This window comes from Paracoccus sp. J55, from assembly GCF_000513975.1.
Classification (GTDB): Bacteria; Pseudomonadota; Alphaproteobacteria; order Rhodobacterales; family Rhodobacteraceae; genus Paracoccus.
Genome location: NZ_AZVA01000032.1, coordinates 31682 through 54007, shown reverse-complemented (window position 1 = coordinate 54007; position 22326 = coordinate 31682). Strand labels below are relative to the sequence as shown.

The window sequence follows — 22326 nt, the reverse complement described above, 5'->3', positions numbered from 1 at the left end:
CCGCCGCAGAAAGGGAATAGGTGGACGACTTTTACGCCGCCCGCAGCAGCACCAAGCCACCGCTACCGTGGACGAATTTCTCACCGCCGTTCTCACGCCTTCGATGCGCATATGGCGGGATTTCGCCAGAATGGCCGCATCAACCGCCTGCGCGCCGAGATCCTGATCCATGTCCGGCAGGCTGCGGCGATGGCGCCGGGGCTTTTCACGCTGACCGTGCCCACCGGCGGCGGCAAGACGCTGGCTTCACTGGGCTTTGCGTTGGACCACGCGGCACGTCATGGGCACCGCAGGATTATCTTCGCGATCCCCTACGCGGGGGCGGGGATCGAAACGTTGCCCTTGCGCGCCTGCTCGGCGTTAATGGTCCGTCGCCCCCCTTCGCGGGGCGGGGATCGAAACGACCTGGAAAAGCGCGTTGCCAGCCTGAATTCCGGTCGCCCCCTTCAGTCGAAAGGGGGCGCAAAGTGAACGAAACTGTAAACGCCGGAATGAGGGGAAAGACCGGAACGGCACAAGCTCTTGAAAAGACTTGGAGGCGGGTACCGGAATCGAACCGGTCTTCACGGATTTGCAATCCGCTGCGTAACCTCTCCGCCAACCCGCCGGAGCCTTGCGTTTGCTAGGGTTTTCGCGGCGCGGGGTCAAGAGGGTTGTTGCGGGCCCGGCGCTTTCCGGCAGACGGCCGGACCGCCGCCATCCCGGCCGTTGGCTCAGCGATAGATATGGTCCCGCCGGAACGGATAGGCGGATTGCGCGCCGGGCAGGTCCGGGGTTGCCAGGGTGGGATCGGGGCGGATCAGCAGGATCTGGTAAAGCGCCACCCAGCCCTGCTCGAAGGCCAGCGCGCAGCCCGCCAGATACAGCCGATAGGCCTGCAGCACCTCGGAGGCGCGGTTCGGCGGCATCGAGCGCGCCAGAACCCGCTCGGCCTCGGGCAGCTGCGCTTCCAGCGCGTCGGACCAGGCCCAAAGCGTGCGCGCGTAATGCGGCCGCAGGTTTTCGGTATCGACCATTTCCAGCCCGGCCTGGGACATGCTGCGGATGGCCTGGCTGACATGGATCAGCTCGCCGCCCGGGAAGATGTATTTCTCGATGAAATCGCCCAGGCCGCCGCCGACCATGGCATCGTCCAGCCCCGAGGCGGCGATGCCGTGGTTCAGCGCCAGCCCGCCGGGGCGCAGCAGGCGGCGCAGGGTCTCGCAATAGGTGCCCATCCTGGCGCGGCCCACATGCTCGAACATCCCCACCGAGGCGAGCTTGTCGAAAGGCCGCCCCGGCTCGAGATCGCGATAGTCGCACAGCAGGATGCGAACCCGGTCGCCCAAGCCCTCCTCGGCGATGATGCGGCTGACATGGTCGAACTGGTTCTGCGACAGGGTGATGCCGGTGGCATCGACGCCGTAATGGCGCGCGGCATGCAGCAAAAGCCCGCCCCAGCCGGCGCCGATATCGACGAAACGCTCGCCCGGGCGCAGGTCCAGCTTGCGGCAGATCAGGTCCAGCTTGGCCTCTTGCGCCTGCGCCAGCGTCATCTGCGGCTCGGCGAAATAGGCGCAGGAATAGACCCGGCGCGGATCGAGCCAGAGCGCGTAGAACTCGTCCGAGACGTCGTAATGCGCGCGGATCTGCCTTGCGTCGCGGCCGCGGCTGTGGCGCAGCACCGAAAGCAGGTGATTGGACAGCCGCTGCCAGGGCTTCGGTGTGACCGGCTGGCCGTCCTGGGGCACCAGCGCCGCGACGATCCGCATCAGGTCGCGCATCGAGCCCTCGATCCGGGCGTGGCCGCGGACGATCTCGTCGCCCAGCCGCCCCAGCCGGGCCGAGGCCAGCGGTGCCAGCGCGGCCATGTCCTTGAAGGTGATGGTGACCCGCGCGTCGGGCGGGCCCAGCCGCCGCCCCGAGGGCAGGCGCACCGCCAAGGGGACCGAGAGCTGTTGCAGTTTCCGTTCGATCAGAGCTTCCAGAGCCGGCATGATCACCTCACGCTTGACTGGCCGCGATTCGGGGGTTTGTGGTTGCGAGGCGCGGCAGCTTGTTCCTGACGGCTGTCCCGGATGTGGCAGCCGGGGCAACTCCGGTGCCATACTAGCGCCGATTCGCCGAAAATGGCCAGAGCCCGGGTGAGAGGTCTGCCGCAGGTTGATCCTGCTGCGCGGAAACGGGTGCCGGAAGAACAAAAAGCGGCCCGAAAGGCCGCCTCTTCGCCGATCCCGAAGGAAGAATTTGGAGCGGGCGATGAGATTCGAACTCACGACCCTTACCTTGGCAAGGTAATGCTCTACCCCTGAGCTACGCCCGCGCTCCGTTCCGATGGCGCTTCGCCTTCGGTGAGGCGTCATTTATGGGAGCGCGCCGGGGGGTGCAAGGGGAAAAATCGCGCGGCCGGGAAAATTTTCGCGCCATGCTCCGGGCCTGCGCGAAAGCCCCCCGCAACGGGCGCGGCGGGCTTGACCGGAGGCCCGGCTTGCCGAAACCTGCCGGCCAGAGGGGACGCCGATGAAACCATCCGACCAGCTTTCCGAATTCGTCCGCCGGGCCATGGCGCAAGGCGGCGACCGCGACGGCATCGCCCGGGCGCTGGCCCATGCCGGCTGGTCCGCGCCCGAGATCGACGAGGCGCTGGAGGGCTGGGAAACCGCCCCCGGCCTGCCGCCGGTGCCGCGCCCGCGCCCCTATGCCTCGGCGCAGGAGGCGCTGCTTTACGGGCTCCTGTTCCTGTCGCTGGGCATGATCGGCTGGCATGTCTGCGAGCTGGGCATGGCGCTGATCGACCGGCTGATTCCCGATCCGGCCGACCGGCCCTATTACGGCCCCGGCAGCTCGGTGCGCTGGTCCATCGCCTCGCTGATCGCCTTCGTGCCGCTGTTCCTGGCGCTCAACCGCCGGGTGGCGCGGATCAGCCGGGGCGATGCCGGGCGGCGGCGGTCGCTGGTGCGCAAATGGTTCGCCTCGCTGACGCTGCTGGTCGCCTCGCTGGTGTTCCTGGCGGACGGGATCTCGGTGATCTATGCCCTGCTGAACGGCGACCTGACCGCGCGTTTCGCCGCCAAGGCCGCGCTGGTGGCCGGAGTCGCGGGGCTGGTCTTCGCCTATTACCGGGACGAGCTGAATGATTAAGGGCTGGGCCGCCTTTGCCATCGCGCTGCTGGCCGCCGTCGCGGTCATCGCCGGGCTGGCGCTGACCGGCGGCCCCGGCCAGGCCCGCAAGGAGCGCCGCGACCGCGAGCGGGAAAGCGACCTTTCGGCGCTGGCCCGGCTGGTGGTCTGCCTGGCGCGCGAGAACGGCGACCGCCTGCCCGCGGCGCTGGCGATCACGCCGCAATGCGACTGGCAGGTGCGGCTGGCCGATCCCTTTACCGGCGACGCCTATCGCTACGAGGTGACGGGGCCGCGCAGCTATCGGCTTTGCGCCGGGTTCGAGCTGCCGCCGCGCCGCCCCTCCGGACCGGCGGCGCGCGACGCGGTGGGCTGCAGCGCCCGCAGCTTCATTCCCGCCGGGCCGCAGCGGCCGGGGGCGGCGGCGACGATTCCCTATCGCGACTAGGCCAGGGGCTTTTCCATATAGATGCGGTGCAGCCCAGCCTCGGTCACGCGGCGGGTTTCGGCATAGCCGAGCCGGGCATAGAGCGCCTGATTCTCGACCATGGCGACATGGGTATAAAGCCGCAGCCGGGGCAGGCCCGCCGCGCGGGCGCGCTTTTCCGCGAAATCCATCAGCCGCCGGCCAAGCCCCAGCCCCTGCGCCCGGGGTGAGACCGCCACGTTCTCGACCAGCAGCGCATCGGGCTGCGGGATCAGCACGATCAGGCCCAGCACCGCGCCGTCCCGTTCCAGCAGATGCGTCCGGCCGGCGGCGATGCGCGCGGCATGGTCGTCCAGCATCGGCCCCGGCTTGCGGCCGATGCGGGGCACGTAATGCGCATAGGCGCTGTTCACCAGCGCCTCGATTCCGGCCAGATCGCCGGCCGTGGCAAGGCGCATGTCGTCGTTGTCCATCCCGTGCCCTCCTGCCTGGGCAGTCTGCGCCGGGGCGGGCGGGCCGGCAAGGGCGCGTCAGCCGGGCAGTTCGTCCAGCGGCCGCGCCAGGTTTTCCGGCGCCAGCGCCGCGGAAAGGAAGCGCGGCAGGCCCCCGGCCAGCCGGGCGAAATCCCCGGGCGGGGTCAGGGTCGGATCGGCCTCGACCAGCAGCTCCAGCCCCCACGCCTCGCCATCGCCGCGGATGGTGATGTTGAAACCGTCGCCCGGCCCGTTCGACAGCACGTGCCGCGTGGTCTCGCAGCCGGCGAAGCGCGCCTCGTCAAAGGGCAGCACGTTGATCAGCGGCGAGAAGAAGAAGCGGCTGCGCGGTTCCATGCCGTAATCCTCGGCGATCTGCTCGATGCGATAGCGGCCATGGCGGCGCAGCTTGCGCAGCCGCGCGCCCAGCCGGGCCAGCGCCTCGGCCAGCGGTTCGCCCGGATGAAGCGTCACGTCCAGCGGCAGGATGTTCACCACCAGCGCCGGGACCGAGACGGCGACGCTGCCCATGCGGCTCATATAGGGCAGCCAGACCGGCATGGCGATGCGGCCCTGCGCATCGCGCTTGTGCGCGGCCGAGCCGTCGCGCAGGCGCAGCGCCGCCCAGGCCGAGCAGAGCACCGTCAAGAGGTCCGGCCAGCCCATGCGGACCGCCTGCGCCTGCCGCATCAGCGCCTCGCGCAGGGCCGAGAGGTCATGCGCGGCCGACAGCGCCTCGGCGGGATAGTCCTCGGAGCCCTTGCGCAGCACCCGCGGGCGCGGCTCGGCTTCCAGCACCGCGGCCCAGTGCCGGCCGTCGGCGGCGTGGCGCGGGCTGGCGCGATAGTCGGTTTCCTCGTTCAGATAGTCGGCCAGCGGGCGCAGCGGCTGGCCGGGATCGGCGCCCTGGACCAGCGCGGCGTAAAGCTGGGCGCAGCGGCGCTCGATCAGGCCCATGGCATAGCCGTCCAGCGCGATGTGATGGCCGCGGTTGAACCACAGGTAATGCCCGTCGGCCAGCCGGATCAGCCATTGCGCCGCGATGGGTTGCGCCAGCAGGTCCAGCGCCGCATCGACATCGGCCTGCATCAGCGCGAAGGCGTGGTCGCGCGCATCGGCGCGGTCCGACAGGTCGATGCGGCGCAGCGCGGGCCGCAGCGCCGGATCGACCCGCTGCACCGGCTGGCCGTCGGCGTTGGTGCGGAAGCGCAACGCCATGATGTCGGTCTCGGCGATGGTGGCCTCGATGGCGCGGGCCAGCGCCTCGGGCTCGGCGACCCCGCGCAGTTCCATGGCATGGGCGACGGTCGAGACCGCCTCGCCGGGGTGAAAGCGGAACTCTTCCCAGAAATCCAGCTGGGCCAGCGTCAGGGGCATCCACAACCCCGCGGCCTGATGATGCGTCATGAAATCCCGTCCCTGTCCCAAGGCTTGACAATGCGAAGCGAGAGAGGGCTGGCTGGGAAACGCCGGGAAGGCGCGGCTGGCTTGCTTCGAGAGAGAAAGCGAGATAAAAATACTCAACTATTAACGCCCGTCAAGGTGCCGCAGGTGCCCTGAGCGGGGCTTTGCCGTCGATAAGGTATTCGCATGATTGAATTCAGCCCCTGGCCGCAGGATCTCGCGCAACGCTATCGCGAGGCCGGCTATTGGATCGACCAGCCGCTGACCCATATCCTCGACGCCCAGCTTGCCGCCGCGCCCGCAGCCGAGGCACTGGTCTGCGGCGACCGGCGCTTCAGCTATGCCGACCTGGACCGGCTGTCGCGCAACCTGGCGGCGCGGCTGGCGCAGCAGGGGCTTGGCCATGGCGACACGGCGGTGGTGCAGCTGCCCAATGTGGGCGAGTTCTACATCGCCTTCTTCGCGCTTTTGCGCATCGGCGTGGCGCCGGTGAATGCGCTGTTCAGCCATCGCCGGCTGGAGCTGACCGAATATGTGCGCCAGATCGCGCCGCGCCTGGTCATCGCCTCGCGCCAGCACGAGCTGTTCCGCGACGACGCCCTTGCCGATGAGCTGCGCGTCGGCGGGGTGGGCCATGTCCTGCTGCTGGGCGAGGACGCGCCCGAACGCAGCCTGACCCATTGGCTGGCCGATGGCCCCGAGCTGCCGGCGGGGGCTGGGCCGACGCCCGCCGATCAGGTTGCCTTCTTCCAGCTGTCGGGCGGCAGCACCGGCACGCCCAAGCTGATTCCGCGCACCCATAACGATTACGACTACAGCATCCGCGCCAGCGTCGAGATCTGCGGCGTCACCTCGGCCACGCGCTTCCTCTGCGCGCTGCCGGCGGGGCACAACTTCACCATGAGCTCGCCCGGCGCGCTGGGGGTGTTCCATGCCGGCGGCACGGTGGTCATGGCCCCCAGCCCCGAGCCGCTGACCTGTTTCGACATCATCGCGCGCGAACGCGTCACCATGGTCCCGCTGGTCCCGCCCGCCGTGGCGCTGTGGCTGCGCGCGGTCGAGGAAGAGCCCGCGCGCCGGGCGCAGATCGGCAGCCTCGACCTGATGCTGGTCGGCGGCGCCAGCTTCGCCGAGGCCACGGCGCGGCGCGTGCCGGAACTGCTGGGCTGCCGCTTGCAGCAGGTCTTCGGCATGGCCGAAGGGCTGGTGAACTACACCCGCCTGACCGACCCCGAGGAGGTGATCTTCACCACCCAGGGCCGCCCGATCAGCCCCGACGACGAGGTCCGCATCCTGGACGAGGACGGCCAGCCGGTCCCCGACGGCACGCCGGGCGCGCTGGCCACCCGCGGCCCCTATACCTTCCGCGGCTATTACCGCAGCCCCGAGCACAATGCGAAGGCCTTCGATGCCGAGGGCTTCTATCACTCGGGCGACGTGGTGGTGCGGCAGGGCGGCAACCTGTGCGTCGTCGGCCGCATCAAGGACCAGATCAACCGCGGCGGCGAGAAGATCGCCGCCGAGGAGATCGAGAACCTGCTGGTCCGCCATCCCGACATCACCCATGCCGCGCTGGTCGCGGCCCCCGATGCGCATCTGGGCGAGAAAAGCTGCGCCTTCCTGGTGCTGCGCGACGGGGCGGGCAAGCTTTCCCCGCCGGCGCTGCGCCGGCACCTGCTGGAACTGGGCGTGGCCGAATACAAGCTGCCCGACCGTTTCCGCTTCCTGCCCGAACTGCCGCTGACGGCGGTGGGCAAGATCGACAAGCGCCGCCTGCGCGACAGCCTGGTGGCCGAAACCGCCTGAAAGGACGAATGATGGATATTGCCGAAAAGACCGATCTCAGCCCCGAATGGCTGGCCGCCCGCGTGGCCGCGATGATCGAGGACGATTGCGAGATCGAGCCGGGCGAGAACCTCGTCCTTTACGGGCTCGATTCGATCGCGGTGATGACCTTTTCGTCCGAGCTGAAGCAGATGGGCATCGAGGCCAGCTTCGAGGAGCTGGCCCGCGAGCCGTCGCTGGACAACTGGTGGGCGCTGATCGCGTCGCGGCTGTAACGGGCTTCAGGCGCGCAGCGTCGCGCCGCCGTCGACATACAGGTCGGCCATGGTGACATGGCCCGCCTGGTCGGACAGCATGAACATCACCGCGCCGGCGATGTCCTCGGGCGTCGCCAGCTTCTTCAGCGGGATGCCGGTGCGATAGGCTTCCAGGCTGCCCTCGATCACCGCGCGCTCGCCGGCGCCGCCGTCCTCGGTCCACATGCCGGTCTGCATCGGCGTCAGGGTCGAGCCCGGCGCGACGATGTTGCAGCGCACGCCCTGCGCCGCCAGTTCCAGCCCCAGGCAGCGGACCAGCATGGTCGCCGCCGCCTTCGAGGCGGCATAGGCGCCCATGTTCAGGCGCGGAATCCCCGCCGCGTTCGAGCTGACCGCGACAATGGCGCCGCCGCCGTTGCGCACCATGGCGCGGCCGAAGGCGCGGGTGACGTTGAAGGTGCCTCGGGCATTGACGCCCATCACCCGCTCCCATTCCTCGGGCGCGATATCCAGCAGCGGCCCGATGCCCAGCACGCCGGCCGCATGGACGCCCAGCCCCAGCGGGCCATGCGCGGCCTCGACCTCGGCCACCACCGTCTCGACGGCATCGCCGTCGCGCACGTCCAGCGCCCGGTTCTCGGCCCCCGCGACCGGGTTCGCGGCCAGCGCCGATTCGGTATCGCTGGCGACGACCGTCGCGCCGGCGTCCAGCAGCGCGGCGACCACGGCCCGGCCGATGCCGCCGGCCGCGCCGGTGACGATGGCGGTCCGGCCCTGAAATCCGGTCAGGCGCATGACTTCACCTCTTGCGCTTCCAGTGCGGCCAGCGCCTGCCGGGTGGACAGGGCCACGCCGCAGGTGGCGGCGATCCAGCCCATGGCCATGTCCTGTTTCTCGCGCGAGAAATCGGCCTGGGCATCGGCCACGGCAAAGACCTCGATGTCGCGCTGGAACGCCTCGACGGCGGTGGCGAGGCAGCCGATATGGGCATAGACGCCGCAGATCATCAGCTGGTCGCGGCCGCGCGCCCGCATCAGATGCTCCAGGTTGGAACGCTGGAAGGCACTGTAGCGATGCTTGACCAGCACGATGTCGCCCGCGGCCGGGGCCAGTTCGGGCAGGATCTCCTCGTGCTCGGGGACGGCGCTCATGCCCGGCCCCCACAGGTCGGCCTGCAGGCCGCGATCCGGGCGGAACTGGTCGCCCTTCTGCGCGGTGTAGAACACCGGCACGCCCGTCGCCCGCGCCGCATGGATCAGCCGCGCGATATTGCCGACCACCGGCGCCAGCGGCGCGCCCTCGGGATAGGGGCGGCAGAAATAGCGCTGCATGTCATGGACCAGCAGCGCCAGCCGGTCGCGGTCGGGCTGCCAGGGCCCGCGGGCCTTGGGCAGCTCGGCCTCGGTCGGGGGGGCATAGGGGGCGATGCCGGGCAGGGCCATCAGTTCTCTCCGTCCTTGCGCGCCACCCCGGCCAGGCCCGCATCCTGCGGCAGGCCCAAGGCGGCCAGGAAGGCGCCGAATTTCGCGCCGGTTTCGGCGGCCTCGGCCATCGGGTCCGAGCCGGGAACGATCCCCGCCCCGGCATAAAGCCGCGCCTGCCGGCCGCTGATCTCGGCGCAGCGGATGGCGACATACCAGGCGCCGTCGCCGCCCGCCTCGCACCAGCCGACCGCGCCGGCATAGAAATCCCGCGCCACGGGTTCAAGGGCCTTGATGAAGCCCGCCGCCCGCGCCATCGGCACGCCGCAGACCGCCGGCGTCGGATGCAGTGCCGAGGCCAGCACGACCGAGGGCGTGCCCTCGTCCTTCAGCCGCCCCTCGATCCGGGTGCCCAGGTGCCACATGCTGCGGGTCGAGGTGACGCGCGTGCCCTCGGGGCAGCCCAGCTCGCGGCACCAGGGCGCCAGCGTGTCGAGGATGGATTCCACCACCAGCGCATGTTCGCGGTGATCCTTGCCCGAGCCGGCCAGCGCCTCGGCGGCAGCGCGGTCGGCGACCGGATCGGCCAGCCGGCGCGCCGAACCTGCCAGCGGATGCGAGGCGATGCTGCGGCCCCGCTTCTCGACCAGCAACTCGGGCGTGGCGCCGCAAAGCGTCCGGCCCTGCGGATGGTCGGGCCCGGCGGGCAGCGCCACGCGGAAGGCCGTGACGCTGCGGTCGGCGCGCAGCCGGGCCATCAGCGCCTCGACTGGGATCGGGACGGCGGATTCGACCAGCAGCGTGCGGGCCAGCACGATCTTTTCCAGCGCGTGGCGGCTGCCGGCCTCTTCGGCCATGATGCCAAGCGCGCGGGCCACGGCGCCGGCATAGTCCCCTGCCGCAGGCTCGGCGGCCAAGTGCCAGTCCGGCAGCGGCAGGCCCTGCGGCGCGATGCCCGTCGGCGCGGGTGCCTCGCCGCGCCGGCATTGCCACAGACAGTCCGCCGCCTCGCGGTCGAAAGGCAGGGCGCCGCCGATCATCTCGCCCGGCGCGGCTGCGGCAAGGGCCGCCGCGACCCGCGCCTCCAGCGTCGCCGCATTGCCGGGGGCGACCCGCCGCGCCGCGCCCCGGCCAAGGATGCGCCCCGAAGGGCCGTCGAAACCGAAAAGGACTGGATCAGGCACAGGCGACGCCGCTTTCTCAGGCGCCTCGGACAGGCGGATGTTCATGATGCATCTCTTTTCAAAGGAATTTCGCCCCGGGCCCGGGTGCCGCCCGCTGCGGGGAAAATGGCGTGGGCTGCGCAGACATGGACGATGCTGCGATCAGATATCCGGGGCAGAACTCTCCTGCGCAGGGTTGGTGACTGACGTCTCGGGTGGCGAACCGCCGCAACCCCCAAGGGGCCGGGCCGGTCGGGTGGATGTCCCGCCCCTCAGCTTCCCGGGCGCAATCTGTCAAAGCACCTCCGGAAAGGCAAGTAAAAAGATCAGGATTATTCCCGGCAGGCGAAATGTCGCAGATTTACCCTGGGGCAGGGCCGGAACCCGGCGCCGGGCAAGGGGGTTGCGGGGCGTGGCAACGGGGAAAGACGACCAGATGACCAGCCAATGCGACCCTGCGGAAGGCCCCGGATTCGAACTGGGCAATGCACGGGTCTGTGCCATCGTGAACATGGGCTCGGGCCGCGAGGCGGGCGAGGACATCGCCGGCAAGTTGCGCGGCGCGCTGCACGGGCGGGTGGCCGCGTTCGAGGTCCGCGGCACCGGCAAGGGCGCCGACCTGCCCGCCATGGCCCGGGCCGCGGTGGCCGAGGGCTTCGACCTGATCGTCGCGGCGGGGGGCGACGGCACCCAGGCCGCCGTGGCCGGAGCGGTCGCGGGCACGCGGGCGGCGATGGCGGTGATCCCCGGCGGCACCTTCAACTATTTCGCCCGCGACCTCGGCTCGGGCGAGACGGTCGAGGCGGCTCTGGCGATCTTCGACGCCCCCCGCATCCGCCGGGTCCATGTCGGCGAAATGAACGGCATGATCTTCCTGAACAACGCCAGCTTCGGGGCCTATCCCGAGATCCTGCGGCGCCGCGAAAGCATCTATCGCCGCTGGGGCCGCTCGCGGCTTGCGGCCTATTGGTCGGCGGTGGTGGCACTGTGGACCCTGCGCCGGCCGCTGCACCTGACGGTGCGCGCGAATGGCGAAGAGCGGCATTTCACCACCGCGCTGGCCTTCGTGGCGAAAAGCGCCTACCAGCTGGACAGTTTCGGGCTGGAGGGGGCCGATTGCGTGCGCCGGGGCCAGCTGGCGCTTCTGGTGGCGCGGGCCAGGCGGCCGGGGCCGCTGGTGCGCTCGGCCCTGCGGCTGGCCATCGGCAAGACGGCGCGCTATGCCGATTTCGACCTGATCTGCGCCGATGAATTCGAGCTCGAGACCGTGCCGCGCCATGAATACGTCGCCCATGACGGCGAGAAGACCTGGATGGATTCACCCTTTCGCGTCCGCGTGCGGCACGGCGCGCTGAAGGTGCTGGTCCCGGCCGGAAGCGGCGGGCGGGATGCCGGATGACCCGCATCCTGCATCTCTCGGACCTGCATTTCGGGCTGGAGCGCAAGCCGCTGGTCGAGCCGCTGATCGAGCGGATCAACGCCGCCCGCGCCGATCTGGTGGTGGTGACGGGCGACTTGACCCATCGCGGTCGCTCGGCGCAGTTCGCCCAGGCCGCCGCCTTCCTGCGGCGGATCGAATCGCCGCTGCTGGCGGTGCCCGGCAATCACGACATCCCGCTTTATCGGCTGGCGGACCGGATGATGCGCCCCTATCGCCGCTGGCGCCGCGCCATCGCCGAGAATCTCGAGCCGGTCGGCCATGTCGGCCACCTGCGGGTGCAGGGCGTGAACAGCGTCGATCCGATGGCCTGGCAGCGCGGGATCATCACGCCGGCGCAGGTGGCGCGGGTGATCGCCGGGCTGGACCCCGACTGCATCAACATCGTCGCGCTGCACCACCCGATGCAGCAGCGCCCGCAGGTGGACAAGGCGCTGATGCAGGGCGCCCCCGCCGCCCTGGCCCGCTTCGAGGCCGAGGGCGTGCAACTGGTCCTGTCCGGCCATCTGCATCTGTGGTCGATCGGCGCCTTCCTCGGCGACGAGGGGCGGGCGATCCTGCAGGTCCAGGCCGGCACCGCGCTTTGCGACCGCCCCGGCGACCGGCAGAACGAATTCGCCGTGCTGGACTTCGCCGGCCCGGACCTGCTGGTCGAACGCCATGTCGCACCCATGACCGAACCCGGCTTCCGCCCGCCCGAACATCTGCGTTTCACGCGCCGCAGCGGGCTTTGGCGCCCGGCCTGAGATCTTTCTTGGACAAATATCCCGGGGGAGCGCCTTCCCGGCCCCGTCGAGGGGCCGGGAAGGCGCGGGGGCAGAGCCCCCGGCCTGCGTCACCGCCTGGGCTCGACGCGGATCCGGGTGCCCCAGGGATCGCGGAACTCGGTCGCCCCCAGCGCCTGCAGCCGGTCGGGATCGGCGGCCAGCACCACCTCGGCCAGCCCGGCCGCATCCGGGCTGCGCAAGCCCGCGCCGCGGCTGTTCCAGACATTGCCCGCCACATGGTGATGATACCCGCCGGTGGCGAAGAAGCTGGCGCCGAAGCGATGCGCCATGCGCGCCATGCCCAGACGGTTCATCCAGAAATCCTCGGCCGCGGCCAGATCGCCGACCTGCAGGTGCACATGCCCGACCACGCTGCCCCCGGGCGCGCCGCGCCAGGGCCCGTCCGCCGCCGCCAGCAGGGCGCGCAGGTCCAGCGCGCCGGTGTCCATCCGCACCTCGGCGCCGTCATGCTGCCAGGCCGAGCGCGGCCGGTCGGCATAGATCTCGATGCCGTTGCCCTCGGGGTCGCGCAGATAGACCGCCTCGCTGACCAGATGGTCCGAGGCGCCGTCAAGGCCGATCCCCCGGTCGGCGGCATGGCGCAGCCAACGCCCCAGCGCCCGACGGTCGGGCAGCAGGAAGGCGGTGTGGAACAGCCCCGCCTCTTGCGGGCGCGGCCGGGCGGCCTTGTCGCGATGCAGCTCCAGCAGCGGCAGGCTGCCGGCGCCCAGCACCAGCTCCTCGCCGCCGCCCGAAAGCCGTTCCAGCCCGATGGCGGACTGGTAGAAATCCGCGACCCTGTCGAGGTCGTTGACGATCAGCGCCACCCGGCCGATCTGGATCGGGGCATCGCTCGTGGCCATGTCGGTCTCCTTCATTCCCGTTATGCCCCAGATAGGCGCGGGCGGAATGGCAGGAAATGGCGCCAATCGGGAAAAACTGACGCCAATAAGGCGACAATCGGCGCGGATTGCCTTCCCTGACGCAGCGGCGCATGATGCGGGGCCCTTTCGCCTGCCGGAACCCGATGAAGCCCCGCGCCCCCAAGACCCGATCCGCCAAGACCCTGTCCCGCCATGCCGCGCCCAAGCCCCCGCCCGGACCGCAACCCGAGCCGGCGCCGCTGGCCGCCGATCCGGCGCGGATGGAGATCTTCCTGGTCGCCACCCCCGGGCTGGAGGAACCGCTGGCTGAGGAAGCCCGCGCGCTTGGCTGGGACGCGCAGGTCCAGCCCGGCGGCGTCAGCTTCATCGGCGGCTGGCCAGATGTCTGGCGGGCGAACCTGGACATCCGCGGCGCGACCCGCGTCCTCGCGCGCATCGGCGCCTTTCGCGCCATGCATCCGGCGCAGCTCGACAAGCGCGCCCGCCGTTTTCCCTGGGCGGACTGGCTGCGCCCGGACGTGCCCATCCGCATCGAGGCCAGCAGCCGCAAGTCCCGCATCTATCACGCCGGCGCCATCACCCAGCGCGTCGAGGCCGCCCTCCGCGACAGCCTCGGCGTTCCCGTTGCCGAGGATGCGCCGGTCACGCTGAAGATCCGCATCGAGGACGACCTTTGCACCCTCAGCCTGGACACATCGGGCGAATCGCTGCACCGGCGCGGCCACAAGCAGGCGGTGGGCAAGGCGCCGATGCGCGAGACCATGGCGGCGATGTTCCTGCGCCAATGCGGCTTCGACGGGCACGAGCCGGTGCTGGACCCGATGTGCGGCTCGGGCACCTTCGTCATCGAGGCGGCCGAGATCGCGGCGGGCCTGCGTCCCGGCCGGATGCGGCATTTCGCCTTCGAGCGGCTGCCCGGCTTCGACCCGCAGGCATGGCAGGCGATGCGCGCCGCCGCTGTCCCCTCTGCCCCCGCGCAGCCCCGCTGTCACGGCAGCGACCGCGACCCGGGCGCCATCCGCATGAGCCGCGAGAATGCCGAACGCGCCGGCGTCGCGGCCCTGACCCGGTTCGAAACCTGCGCCTTTGCCGACCTGCAACGGCCCGAAGGCCCGCCCGGCCTGGTCATCATCAACCCGCCCTATGGCGCCCGCATCGGCAACAAGGGGCCGCTCTTCGGCCTGCACGCGGCGTTGGGCGAGGTGCTGCGCGAGCGGTTCCGGGGCTGGCGCGTCGGGCTGGTGACCAGCGAGGCGCCGCTGGCCCGCGCCACCGGCCTGCCCTTCCGCGAGCCGGGGCCCTATGTCGCGCATGGCGGGTTGAAGGTCCGGCTGTGGCAGACGGGCCCGCTGTGAGGGGCCGCGCCGCAAGCCGGGGCATCGCCGCCCTGATCCTGGCGCTGGCCGCCGGCCCGACGCTGGCCGATTGCGCGCCGCCGGGCGAGTTGCTCTTTGCCTGCGAATTCCCCGAGCGCAAGGCGCGGGTCGAGATCTGCGGGCTGCCCGGCGGCGCGCTGGACTACGCCTATATCTCGCCCAAGGGCCGCGAGCTGAGCTTCCGGGCCGACAGCGGCATCGGCGGCGTCAAGGACCATGTGCAGGGCATCCATGGCCCGGCCTATGCCACCGCGCTGTCGAACGGCGGCACGGTCTATGCGGTCTTCGTGGACGGCGCGTTGATGAACCTGGACGGCGAGGGGCAAGAGCTGAGCTCGCCCAACCCGGCGGTATTGCAGGTCTATGGCTCGGAACAGGATTTCAACGATTACAAGCAGGACAAGCCGATCCAGCGCCGGGTCTGCTATCCTCCCTCGATCAGGATCGATCATGAAAATTTCGGGCCGGGCTAAGCGATGACGGGAAAAAGGCAGTTTCTTGCCGGATTGGGCCTGGCCGGGCAGGCGGTGGCGAATTGCGGGCCGGGCATGATGCCGGTGCTGACCTGCGACATCCTGACCGCCGACCAGCGGGTCGAGTTCTGCGCCGAACGGCCGGACGCCGAGGGGCAGTCGAACCGCTACAGCTACAATTTCGCCGAGGCCCTCGGCGCACCCGAACTCTATTTCGAGGACACGGGCTATTATTTCTCGACCAAATATTACCAGCCCAGCCAGGATGCCGAAAATACCCAGGGCTTCGGCCTGGCGCATGGCCAGCACGTCTATGCCTTCTTCGTGACCGGGGTGGACGGCGGCCATGTCCGCATGGCGCAGCTGCATGTCTACGACAGCGTCGACGCCTTCCAGAGCGACCGGGGCGAGACCGAGAGCCTGCGGCTTTATTGCGAACCGCGCTCGATCCGGGTGAACTGGGACTTCATTCGCCCCTAGCGGCCTAGTCCTTGCCGATCCTTGCCATGCGGCGGCGGGCCGGCCAGCGCGGCAGGTCCGGCACCTCCAGCAACTCGCCCGGCCGCACCACCGAGGCGAGCCAGGTCAGATCCCGCCGGGCCATGGCGATGCAGCCGGCGGTGGGAAAGCCCGGCCGGCGCCATTGATGCAGGAAGATCGCCGAGCCGGCGCCGGGCCGCGCCTGCGGAAAGTTCCAGTCGGTGACCAGCACGATGTCGTAAAGCGGATCGGCCCGCCGCATCGCCTCGTGGCTGGGGGCGAAGGGCGCGCGCACCGGCTGGTTATAGGCCGGATCGCCCGAGGCATCGCACCACAGGTCGCCGGGCAGGATCGGCCGCGCCCAGCCCGAGGGCCGCGCCACCCGGTCGGGACGATAGAGCAGCCCGACGATGCGGTGCCGGCCGACGGGGGTCGCGCCGTCGCCTTCGCGCTTGGCGCGCGTCAGCCCGCCGCGGCCGACCGAACAGGGCAGTAGCCGGCCGCGCGCCCACAGCCCCAGCGGCGTCAGCCGGATCACAGCAGGTGCCCCGATTTCGCGGCCTTCACGTCCAGATAGCCGGTATTGTGGCGGTTGCGGGGGGTGATCAGCGGCACGCGCTCGGCCACGCGGATGCCGTGGCCCTCCAGCATCGCCACCTTCCTGGGATTGTTGGTCATCAGCCGCACCGAACCGAAGCCCATCTTCTTCAGGATGCCGGCGCCGATGCGGAAATCGCGCTCGTCGTCCTCGAAGCCTAGGCGGTGGTTGGCCTCGACCGTGTCGAAGCCCTGGTTCTGCAGCGCATAGGCGCGCATCTTGTTGGCCAGGCCGATACCGCGCCCCTCCTGGTTCAGGTAAAGCAGCACGCCCTCGCCCGCCTGGCCCATGGCGGCCAGCGCGGCATGCAGCTGCGGGCCGCAATCGCATTTCAGGCTGCCCAGCACGTCGCCGGTGAAGCAGGCCGAATGCAGCCGCGCCAGCACCGGCGCCGCGCGCGAGGGGGCGCCGATCTCGACCGCGTAATGCTCGGCCTCGCCGGTGTCGGGGCGGAAGATGTGCAGCTTGGCGTTCTCGGCGGCCAGCAGCGGCAGGCGCGCGGCGGCGACGGGGGCCATCGCGGCCTCGGTCGCCATCTGCGCCAGCGCCGGGCCGGGGGAAAGCCGCGTCAGCCCCTCGGGCGGATCGGCCAGGGGCACCACCAGCACCGCGGGCAGCAGCTGCGCCGATTTCGCCAGGGCGATGCCGGCGCGATGCGGATCGACATCGCCGCCGCGCGGGCTGCGGAATGGCCCCTTCATCGGCGTCATCAGGTCGCCGGCCGGATCGGCCACGGCGCGCAGCCAGGCCAGATCGGCATCGTCCGGCACCGCGACCCGCGCCAGGTCGCGGTCATAGACCCGGACCTTCAGCGTCTCGGCCCGCGGCTCGGTGATCGCCAGCACGGCGGGGCCGAGGGCGCGCATCGTCTTCAGCCGGTCGGCCCGCAGCGTCTCGACCGCCGCGACCAGCTGGCCGCCGATCACCACGGGCAGGCCGATGCGCAGATCGGCGCGGGCGCGCGACAGGGTCTCGGTCAGGGTCGGGATCAGGGTCATCGGGCCAGCATGGTTGAAACAATCTGAAACATAGGGCGGATTTCCGACAACTCCATGTGAGAATTGCTGCAAACCGCTGGACGCCTGCCGCGCCGCGCCACAGTTTTCCGCCATAACGCCAAAGGAGGCAAGAATGGCCGGACTGAAAAAGATCCTGCTGGTCGACGACGAGGAAGACCTGCGCGAGGCCCTGGCCGAGCAATTGGTCGCCACCGAGGATTTCGAGGTGTTCGAGGCCGGCACGGGCCACGAGGCGGTGGAAAAGAGCAAGGGCGCCATCTTCGACCTGGTGGTGCTGGACGTGGGCCTGCCCGACACAGACGGGCGCGAGCTGTGCAAGCGGCTGCGCAAGCAGGGCGTCAAGTGCCCCATCGTCATGCTGACCGGCCACGATACCGATGCCGATACCATCCTGGGGCTGGATTCGGGCGCGAACGACTACATCACCAAGCCGTTCAAGTTCCCGGTGCTGCTGGCCCGGCTGCGCGCCCAGCTGCGCACGCATGAGCAGTCCGAGGACGCGATCTTCCAGCTTGGCCCCTATACGTTCAAGCCGGCGATGAAGATGCTGATCGACCAGAAGGACCGCAAGATCCGGCTGACGGAAAAGGAAACCAACATCCTGAAATTCCTGTATCGCGCCCAGGACGGGGTGGTGCCGCGCGACGTGCTTCTGCACGAGGTCTGGGGCTACAATGCCGGCGTGACCACGCATACGCTGGAGACCCATATCTATCGCCTGCGCCAGAAGATCGAGCCCGACCCCTCGAACGCGCGGCTGCTGGTCACCGAATCCGGCGGCTATCGCCTGGTCGCTTGATCTATGTTCATCGGCGGAACCCGCGCATGGCTGGCGGGTTCTGCCTGCGAAGCCCGGTGGTCGGAGGATGCGGCCACATGATGACCCGGCCCCGGCCCGTCCGGCGGCCGGGTTTTCCGTCGGCGCGGCCCTGCGGGGGCGCTTCGCCCCCCGCACCCCCCGAGGATATTTGAGCAAGAAAGAAGCCCGAAGGCTCGGCCCCCCGATGCGGGGGTGTCCTTCTTTCTTGTGCAAGTATCCTCGGGGGTCCGGGGGCAGACAGCCCCCGGCCGCAGCCGTGATGGACAAGCCGGCCATGGCCCCTTAGGGTCCGTCCCCGAAAAGGAGCTGCCATGTTCACCATCGCCACCTGGAACATCAATTCGGTCCGTCTGCGCGAGGCGCTGGTCGCCCGCTTCCTGACCGAGGAAGCGCCGGACATCCTGTGCCTGCAGGAGACCAAGAGCCCGGTCGAGAAGATCCCGCTGGAGGCGTTCCGGGCGCTGGGCTACCGGCATTTCGTGGCGCGCGGGCAGAAGGGCTATAACGGCGTCGCCATCCTGTCGAAGCTGCCGATCGAGGATGCGGGCGACCGCGACTATGCCGGGCTTGGCCATGCCCGCCATGTCGCCGCCCGGCTGGAGAACGGGGTCACTATCCACAACTTCTACGTGCCGGCGGGCGGCGACATTCCCGACCGCGAGCAGAATGTGAAGTTCGGCCAGAAGCTGGATTTCCTGACCGAGATGCGCGACGCCTTCCACGCCGACAGGCCGGCGCGCTCGATCATGGTGGGCGACCTGAACATCGCCCCGCGCGAGGACGACGTCTGGTCGCACAAGCAATTGCTGAAGATCGTCAGCCACACGCCGGTCGAGGTCGAGCATCTGGGCGCCGCGCAGGATGCCGGGAAATGGGTGGACATCACCCGCCAGGACATTCCGCAGGGCCTGCTTTACAGCTGGTGGAGCTATCGCGCCCGCGACTGGGACGCCGCCGACAAGGGCCGGCGCCTGGACCATATCTGGGCCACGCCGGACATCGCCAATGCGGGCCACGGCAGCCGCATCCTGCGGCCGCTGCGCGGCTGGCAGCAGCCCAGCGACCATGTGCCGGTGCTGGCCAGCTTCGATCTCTGACCCCGCCCGAAGGCCGCGCCGCCAGGCGAAACTTGCATCGCGCCGGCCGCTGCGCCATCTAGGGGGCAACCCTTTCGCATGAGGAATTCCGATGCTCGAGCTTGGCTCCGCCCCCAAAGATGCCGCCCCCGCCGATATCATCAAGGACGTGACCGAGGCGACCTTCATGGCCGATGTGGTCGATGCCTCGATGACGGTGCCGGTCATCGTCGATTTCTGGGCGCCCTGGTGCGGCCCCTGCAAGACGCTGGGCCCGCAGCTGGAGGCCGAGGTCGCCCGCCACAAGGGCCGCGTCCGCATGGCCAAGGTCAATGTAGACGAGAACCAGATGATCGCCGGCCAGTTGCGGGTGCAGTCGATCCCGACCGTCTATGCCTTCTTCCAGGGCCAGCCGGTCGACGCCTTCCAGGGCGCGATCCCGCAAAGCCAGATCAAGCAGTTCGTCGAGAAGCTGGCGGCCATGGCCGGCGATGACGGCGGCCTGGCCGAGGCGCTGGAGGCGGCCGAGGCGATGATCGCCGAGGGCGCGCCCGAGGATGCGGCCGAGACCTTTGCCGCGATCCTGGAGGAGGAGCCCGAGAACGCCGCCGCCTGGGGCGGTCTGGTCCGCGCCCATCTGGCCGCCGGCCATGCCGACCGCGCCCAGGAGGCTTTGGCGCAGGTGCCCGCTGCCATCGCCAATGCCGCGCCGGTCGAGGCGGCACGCGCCCAGCTGCAGCTGGCGCGGCAGGCCGCCGAGGCCGGGCCGCTGGACGAGCTGCGCCAGAAGGTCGAGGCCGACCCGGCCGACCAGCAGGCGCGTTTCGACTATGCCACCGCGCTGCATGCCGCGGGCGAGGTCGAGGAGGCCATCGACCAGCTTCTGGAAGCCTTCCGCCGCGACCGCGACTGGAACGAGGGCGCCGCCAAGGCGCAGCTTCTGACCATCTTCGACGCGATGAAGCCCACCGATCCGCTGGCGCAGAAGGGGCGCCGCCGGCTGTCCTCGCTGATCTTCGCCTGACATGTCGCGCGGCATCGACCTGCCCGAGACCGTCCCGCTGTTCCCGCTGCCGGGCGCGGTGCTGATGCCCCGCACCCGCCTGCCGCTGCAGATCTTCGAGCCGCGCTATCTGCAGATGGTCGAGGACGTGCTGAAGACCCCCTCGCGGCTGATCGGCATGATCCAGCCGGCCGAGGGCGGGCTGGACGCGCTGGCCCAGGTCGGCTGCGCGGGCCGGATCGTCGCCTTTTCCGAACTGGACGACGGGCGGCTGATGATCTCGCTCAAGGCGCGCTCGCGCTTCCGGCTGAACGAGGTGCGGCCCGGCTTCACCCCCTATCTGCGCGGCCAGGTGGACTGGTCTGGCTATGAGACGGACCTGGCCGTCCAGCCCGAGGAAGACCCGCGGTTCGAGCGCAAGGGCTTCATGGCGCGGCTGGGCCGCTATATGGAGCAGCGCGGCCTGTCCACCGACTGGGACGCCGCCGAGGCCTCCGAGGAGGAGACGCTGGTCAATTCCCTGTCCATGCTGCTGCCCTTCGCCCCCGAGGAAAAGCAGGCGCTGCTGGAGGCGCCGACGCTGTTCAAGCGCCGCATCCTGCTGGAGGGGCTGCTGGAATACGCCCTGCACGGCGGCGACAACGAGGAGACGATCCAGTGACCGATGCGACCGAACGCGGCTATGACCGCCACATGCTCGAGGCGCTGGTCTGCCCGGTGACCCATGCGACGCTGCGCTACGACGCCCGGGCGCAGGAGCTCGTCTCGGAGGCCGCGGGGCTGGCCTTTCCGATCCGCGACGGCATTCCGATCATGCTGCTGAACGAGGCGCGGCAGATCCGCGCCTGAGAAAGGGCGGGCGCACGGACGGCTTGGGGGGAGGTCGTGCGCCCGCGCCGCGGTCAGAGCCGGCAGATCTCGGACCGCACCAGGAAGCGCCGCTCGCGCCCGTTGTCCAGGCTGAACATGCCACCGCGGCCGGGCACCACGTCGATGACCAGGCGGGTATGCTTCCAGGCTTCGTATTGGCTGGCCGAGATATAGAAGGGCATGCCGCCGATCTCGCCCAGCTTCACGTCATGCGCGCCGATGCGGAATTCGCCCTGCGGGTAGCACATGGGCGAGGACCCGTCGCAGCAGCCCCCGGACTGGTGGAACAGCACCGGCCCGTGATCGGCGACGATCTCGGCCAGCAGCGCCAGCGCCGCCGGGGTGGCCTCGACCTGGTCCGGCCCATCGGGATTGGCGACGGGTTCCATGCTCAGCCCGCCATGTCCAGCACCATGCGGCCCTCGATCTGGCCCTGGTGCATCTTGCCGAAGATGTCGTTGATGTCCTCGAGCTTCGCCTTGTGCACGGTCGCCCTGACCTTGCCCTCGCCGGCGAAGTCCAGCGATTCCTGCAGGTCCAGCCGCGTGCCGACGATCGAGCCGCGCACGGTGATGCCGTTCAGCACCATGCCGAAGATGTCCAGCGGGAAGTCGCCCGGGGGCAGGCCGTTCAGCGCCACCGTGCCGCCGCGCGCGACCATGCCGATGGCCTGCTCGAAGGCCTTGCGGCCGACCGCCGTGACCAGCACGCCCTGCGCGCCGCCATCGGTCTGGCGCTTGATCGCCGCCGCCGGGTCGGGTTCGGTCGCGGCGTTTACCGTCACGCTGGCGCCCAGCTTGCGGGCCAGCGCCAGCTTGTCGTCGTCGATATCGACGGCGGCGACGTTCAGCCCCATGGCCTTGGCATATTGCACCGCCATGTGCCCCAGCCCGCCGATGCCCGAGATCACCACCCAGTCGCCGGGCTTGGTGTCGGTGACCTTCAACCCCTTGTAGACCGTGACGCCCGCGCAGAGCACCGGGGCGATGTCCAGGAAGTCGACGTTCTTCGGCAGGTGGCCGACATAGTTCGGATCGGCCACCACATATTCGGCAAAGCCGCCGTTCACGGAATAGCCGGTGTTGAGCTGGCTTTCGCACAAGGTCTCCCATCCGCCCAGGCAATGCCGGCAATGGCCGCAGGCGGTATAGAGCCAGGGCACGCCAACCCGGTCGCCTTCCTTGACATGCTTCACCCCGGCGCCCACGGCCGAGACGAAGCCCACGCCCTCGTGCCCCGGAATGAAGGGCGGGTTGGGCTTGACCGGCCAGTCGCCCTCGGCGGCGTGCAGGTCGGTATGGCAGACGCCGGACGCCTGGATCCTGACCTGGATCATGCCGGGACCGGGTTCGGGGACCGGCACCTCGTCGATGGTCAGCGGCTTGCCGAATGCGCGCACGACGGCGGCCTTCATGGTCTTGGCCATGAGAGGGGACTCCTTGCAGTTGTCATCGGGGGAGGGGAGGAACGGGCCGGGCGCAGGGTGACGCGCG

General features: G+C 70.0%; 25 protein-coding genes, 2 tRNA genes and 1 pseudogene. 15 read left to right on the top strand and 13 right to left on the bottom strand.

The genetic code is table 11. The features are described from left to right. Positions 1 to 471 (top strand): annotated as a pseudogene (locus PARJ55_RS24625) (hypothetical protein); the annotation flags it as partial. A gap of 62 nt (positions 472 to 533) precedes the next feature. Here the strand turns inward: PARJ55_RS24625 and PARJ55_RS0117315 are convergent. The 3 genes from PARJ55_RS0117315 to PARJ55_RS0117305 all read right to left on the bottom strand — a co-directional run bounded on the left by PARJ55_RS0117315 (position 534) and on the right by PARJ55_RS0117305 (position 2302). Next, positions 534 to 607 (bottom strand) — tRNA-Cys (locus tag PARJ55_RS0117315). 106 nt (positions 608 to 713) lie between these two features. After that, positions 714 to 1976: a class I SAM-dependent methyltransferase gene (locus PARJ55_RS0117310; protein WP_028714167.1), complete on the bottom strand. Its 1263-nt coding sequence runs from the start codon at positions 1974 to 1976 to the stop codon at positions 714 to 716. A gap of 251 nt (positions 1977 to 2227) precedes the next feature. Beyond that, positions 2228 to 2302: transfer RNA gene (locus PARJ55_RS0117305), tRNA-Gly, on the bottom strand. A 197-nt stretch (positions 2303 to 2499) separates the two neighbouring features. Here PARJ55_RS0117305 and PARJ55_RS0117300 point away from each other — a divergent pair. Continuing rightward, positions 2500 to 3120 carry a DUF5671 domain-containing protein gene (locus PARJ55_RS0117300; protein WP_028714166.1) on the top strand — a complete coding sequence of 207 codons (621 nt, stop codon included), beginning with the start codon at positions 2500 to 2502 and terminating at the stop codon, positions 3118 to 3120. Further along, positions 3113 to 3547 carry a hypothetical protein gene (locus tag PARJ55_RS0117295; protein ID WP_028714165.1) on the top strand — a complete coding sequence of 145 codons (435 nt, stop codon included), beginning with the start codon at positions 3113 to 3115 and terminating at the stop codon, positions 3545 to 3547. Before PARJ55_RS0117300 ends, PARJ55_RS0117295 begins: the two co-directional genes overlap by 8 nt. On the opposite strand, the gene PARJ55_RS0117290 is transcribed toward PARJ55_RS0117295, so the two are convergent. Together PARJ55_RS0117290 and PARJ55_RS0117285 are read right to left on the bottom strand one after the other, a co-directional pair. Further along, a complete protein-coding gene (locus tag PARJ55_RS0117290; protein WP_028714164.1) occupies positions 3544 to 3999 on the bottom strand; it encodes a GNAT family N-acetyltransferase in 456 nt (151 codons plus the stop codon). The two genes, PARJ55_RS0117295 and PARJ55_RS0117290, sit on opposite strands and share 4 nt — an antisense overlap. A 57-nt stretch (positions 4000 to 4056) precedes the next feature. Continuing rightward, positions 4057 to 5406 carry a condensation domain-containing protein gene (locus tag PARJ55_RS0117285; protein ID WP_028714163.1) on the bottom strand — a complete coding sequence of 450 codons (1350 nt, stop codon included), beginning with the start codon at positions 5404 to 5406 and terminating at the stop codon, positions 4057 to 4059. A 183-nt stretch (positions 5407 to 5589) separates the two neighbouring features. Between PARJ55_RS0117285 and PARJ55_RS0117280 the strand changes: the two genes are divergently transcribed. Together PARJ55_RS0117280 and PARJ55_RS0117275 are read left to right on the top strand one after the other, a co-directional pair. Beyond that, the gene (locus tag PARJ55_RS0117280; RefSeq protein ID WP_028714162.1) at positions 5590 to 7209 is read left to right on the top strand and encodes a (2,3-dihydroxybenzoyl)adenylate synthase; all 1620 of its coding nucleotides are present in this window, start codon (positions 5590 to 5592) and stop codon (positions 7207 to 7209) included. Between the two features lie 11 nt (positions 7210 to 7220). Beyond that, complete coding sequence (locus PARJ55_RS0117275) at positions 7221 to 7463, top strand: phosphopantetheine-binding protein (protein ID WP_230377962.1); 243 nt, start codon at positions 7221 to 7223, stop codon at positions 7461 to 7463. A 6-nt stretch (positions 7464 to 7469) separates the two neighbouring features. Here PARJ55_RS0117275 and PARJ55_RS0117270 read toward each other — a convergent pair whose 3' ends face one another. From PARJ55_RS0117270 to PARJ55_RS0117260, 3 genes are read right to left on the bottom strand one after another with little or no spacing between them, the layout of a single operon-like run. Then, positions 7470 to 8240 (bottom strand): 2,3-dihydro-2,3-dihydroxybenzoate dehydrogenase, encoded by a 771-nt coding sequence (locus tag PARJ55_RS0117270; RefSeq protein WP_028714160.1) that lies wholly within the window; start codon positions 8238 to 8240, stop codon positions 7470 to 7472. Then, positions 8231 to 8887 carry an isochorismatase family protein gene (locus PARJ55_RS0117265; protein ID WP_028714159.1) on the bottom strand — a complete coding sequence of 219 codons (657 nt, stop codon included), beginning with the start codon at positions 8885 to 8887 and terminating at the stop codon, positions 8231 to 8233. Before PARJ55_RS0117265 ends, PARJ55_RS0117270 begins: the two co-directional genes overlap by 10 nt. After that, entirely contained in the window at positions 8887 to 10050 is a 1164-nt protein-coding gene (locus PARJ55_RS0117260) for an isochorismate synthase MenF (RefSeq protein WP_232215733.1), read from the bottom strand. Before PARJ55_RS0117260 ends, PARJ55_RS0117265 begins: the two co-directional genes overlap by 1 nt. Positions 10051 to 10465: 415 nt before the next feature. Between PARJ55_RS0117260 and PARJ55_RS0117255 the strand changes: the two genes are divergently transcribed. Further along, positions 10466 to 11428, top strand: coding sequence for a diacylglycerol kinase family protein (locus PARJ55_RS0117255; protein ID WP_028714157.1), 963 nt, complete (start codon positions 10466 to 10468; stop codon positions 11426 to 11428). Then, on the top strand, positions 11425 to 12213 hold the full coding sequence (locus PARJ55_RS0117250) for a metallophosphoesterase (protein ID WP_028714156.1): 789 nt from the start codon (positions 11425 to 11427) through the stop codon (positions 12211 to 12213). Before PARJ55_RS0117255 ends, PARJ55_RS0117250 begins: the two co-directional genes overlap by 4 nt. 89 nt (positions 12214 to 12302) lie before the next feature. On the opposite strand, the gene PARJ55_RS0117245 is transcribed toward PARJ55_RS0117250, so the two are convergent. After that, positions 12303 to 13097 carry a VOC family protein gene (locus PARJ55_RS0117245; RefSeq protein ID WP_036698561.1) on the bottom strand — a complete coding sequence of 265 codons (795 nt, stop codon included), beginning with the start codon at positions 13095 to 13097 and terminating at the stop codon, positions 12303 to 12305. A 164-nt stretch (positions 13098 to 13261) separates the two neighbouring features. Here PARJ55_RS0117245 and PARJ55_RS0117240 point away from each other — a divergent pair, with 164 nt between their 5' ends. The 3 genes from PARJ55_RS0117240 to PARJ55_RS0117230 are packed head-to-tail and all read left to right on the top strand — an operon-like array spanning position 13262 to position 15447. Next, the gene (locus PARJ55_RS0117240) at positions 13262 to 14473 is read left to right on the top strand and encodes a class I SAM-dependent RNA methyltransferase (RefSeq protein WP_084637896.1); all 1212 of its coding nucleotides are present in this window, start codon (positions 13262 to 13264) and stop codon (positions 14471 to 14473) included. Next, positions 14452 to 14967, top strand: coding sequence for a hypothetical protein (locus tag PARJ55_RS0117235; protein ID WP_028717114.1), 516 nt, complete (start codon positions 14452 to 14454; stop codon positions 14965 to 14967). The genes PARJ55_RS0117240 and PARJ55_RS0117235 overlap by 22 nt, the downstream gene beginning before the upstream one ends. A 3-nt stretch (positions 14968 to 14970) precedes the next feature. After that, complete coding sequence (locus PARJ55_RS0117230) at positions 14971 to 15447, top strand: hypothetical protein (RefSeq protein WP_028714152.1); 477 nt, start codon at positions 14971 to 14973, stop codon at positions 15445 to 15447. Between the two features lie 4 nt (positions 15448 to 15451). Here PARJ55_RS0117230 and PARJ55_RS22415 read toward each other — a convergent pair whose 3' ends face one another. Then, positions 15452 to 15985 (bottom strand): L,D-transpeptidase, encoded by a 534-nt coding sequence (locus PARJ55_RS22415; protein ID WP_232215732.1) that lies wholly within the window; start codon positions 15983 to 15985, stop codon positions 15452 to 15454. Continuing rightward, on the bottom strand, positions 15982 to 17043 hold the full coding sequence (ribA, locus tag PARJ55_RS0117220) for a GTP cyclohydrolase II (RefSeq protein WP_028714151.1): 1062 nt from the start codon (positions 17041 to 17043) through the stop codon (positions 15982 to 15984). The genes PARJ55_RS22415 and ribA overlap by 4 nt, the downstream gene beginning before the upstream one ends. A 133-nt stretch (positions 17044 to 17176) precedes the next feature. Here ribA and PARJ55_RS0117215 point away from each other — a divergent pair, with 133 nt between their 5' ends. The 5 genes from PARJ55_RS0117215 (at position 17177) to PARJ55_RS0117195 (ending at position 20812) form a co-directional block, all read left to right on the top strand. After that, entirely contained in the window at positions 17177 to 17863 is a 687-nt protein-coding gene (locus tag PARJ55_RS0117215; RefSeq protein ID WP_028714150.1) for a response regulator transcription factor, read from the top strand. Between the two features lie 332 nt (positions 17864 to 18195). Then, positions 18196 to 18981, top strand: coding sequence for an exodeoxyribonuclease III (locus PARJ55_RS0117210; protein ID WP_028714149.1), 786 nt, complete (start codon positions 18196 to 18198; stop codon positions 18979 to 18981). Positions 18982 to 19072: 91 nt separating this feature from the next. Then, entirely contained in the window at positions 19073 to 19984 is a 912-nt protein-coding gene (locus PARJ55_RS0117205; RefSeq protein WP_028714148.1) for a co-chaperone YbbN, read from the top strand. A gap of 1 nt (position 19985) precedes the next feature. Then, the gene (locus PARJ55_RS0117200; RefSeq protein WP_028714147.1) at positions 19986 to 20624 is read left to right on the top strand and encodes an LON peptidase substrate-binding domain-containing protein; all 639 of its coding nucleotides are present in this window, start codon (positions 19986 to 19988) and stop codon (positions 20622 to 20624) included. Next, entirely contained in the window at positions 20621 to 20812 is a 192-nt protein-coding gene (locus PARJ55_RS0117195) for a Trm112 family protein (protein WP_028714146.1), read from the top strand. The genes PARJ55_RS0117200 and PARJ55_RS0117195 overlap by 4 nt, the downstream gene beginning before the upstream one ends. A gap of 53 nt (positions 20813 to 20865) precedes the next feature. Here the strand turns inward: PARJ55_RS0117195 and PARJ55_RS0117190 are convergent, their stop codons facing one another. Both PARJ55_RS0117190 and adhP read right to left on the bottom strand, forming a co-directional pair. After that, positions 20866 to 21222, bottom strand: coding sequence for a DUF779 domain-containing protein (locus tag PARJ55_RS0117190; protein WP_028714145.1), 357 nt, complete (start codon positions 21220 to 21222; stop codon positions 20866 to 20868). 2 nt (positions 21223 to 21224) lie between these two features. Continuing rightward, positions 21225 to 22259, bottom strand: coding sequence for an alcohol dehydrogenase AdhP (adhP, locus tag PARJ55_RS0117185; protein ID WP_028714144.1), 1035 nt, complete (start codon positions 22257 to 22259; stop codon positions 21225 to 21227). Positions 22260 to 22326 lie beyond the last annotated feature (67 nt).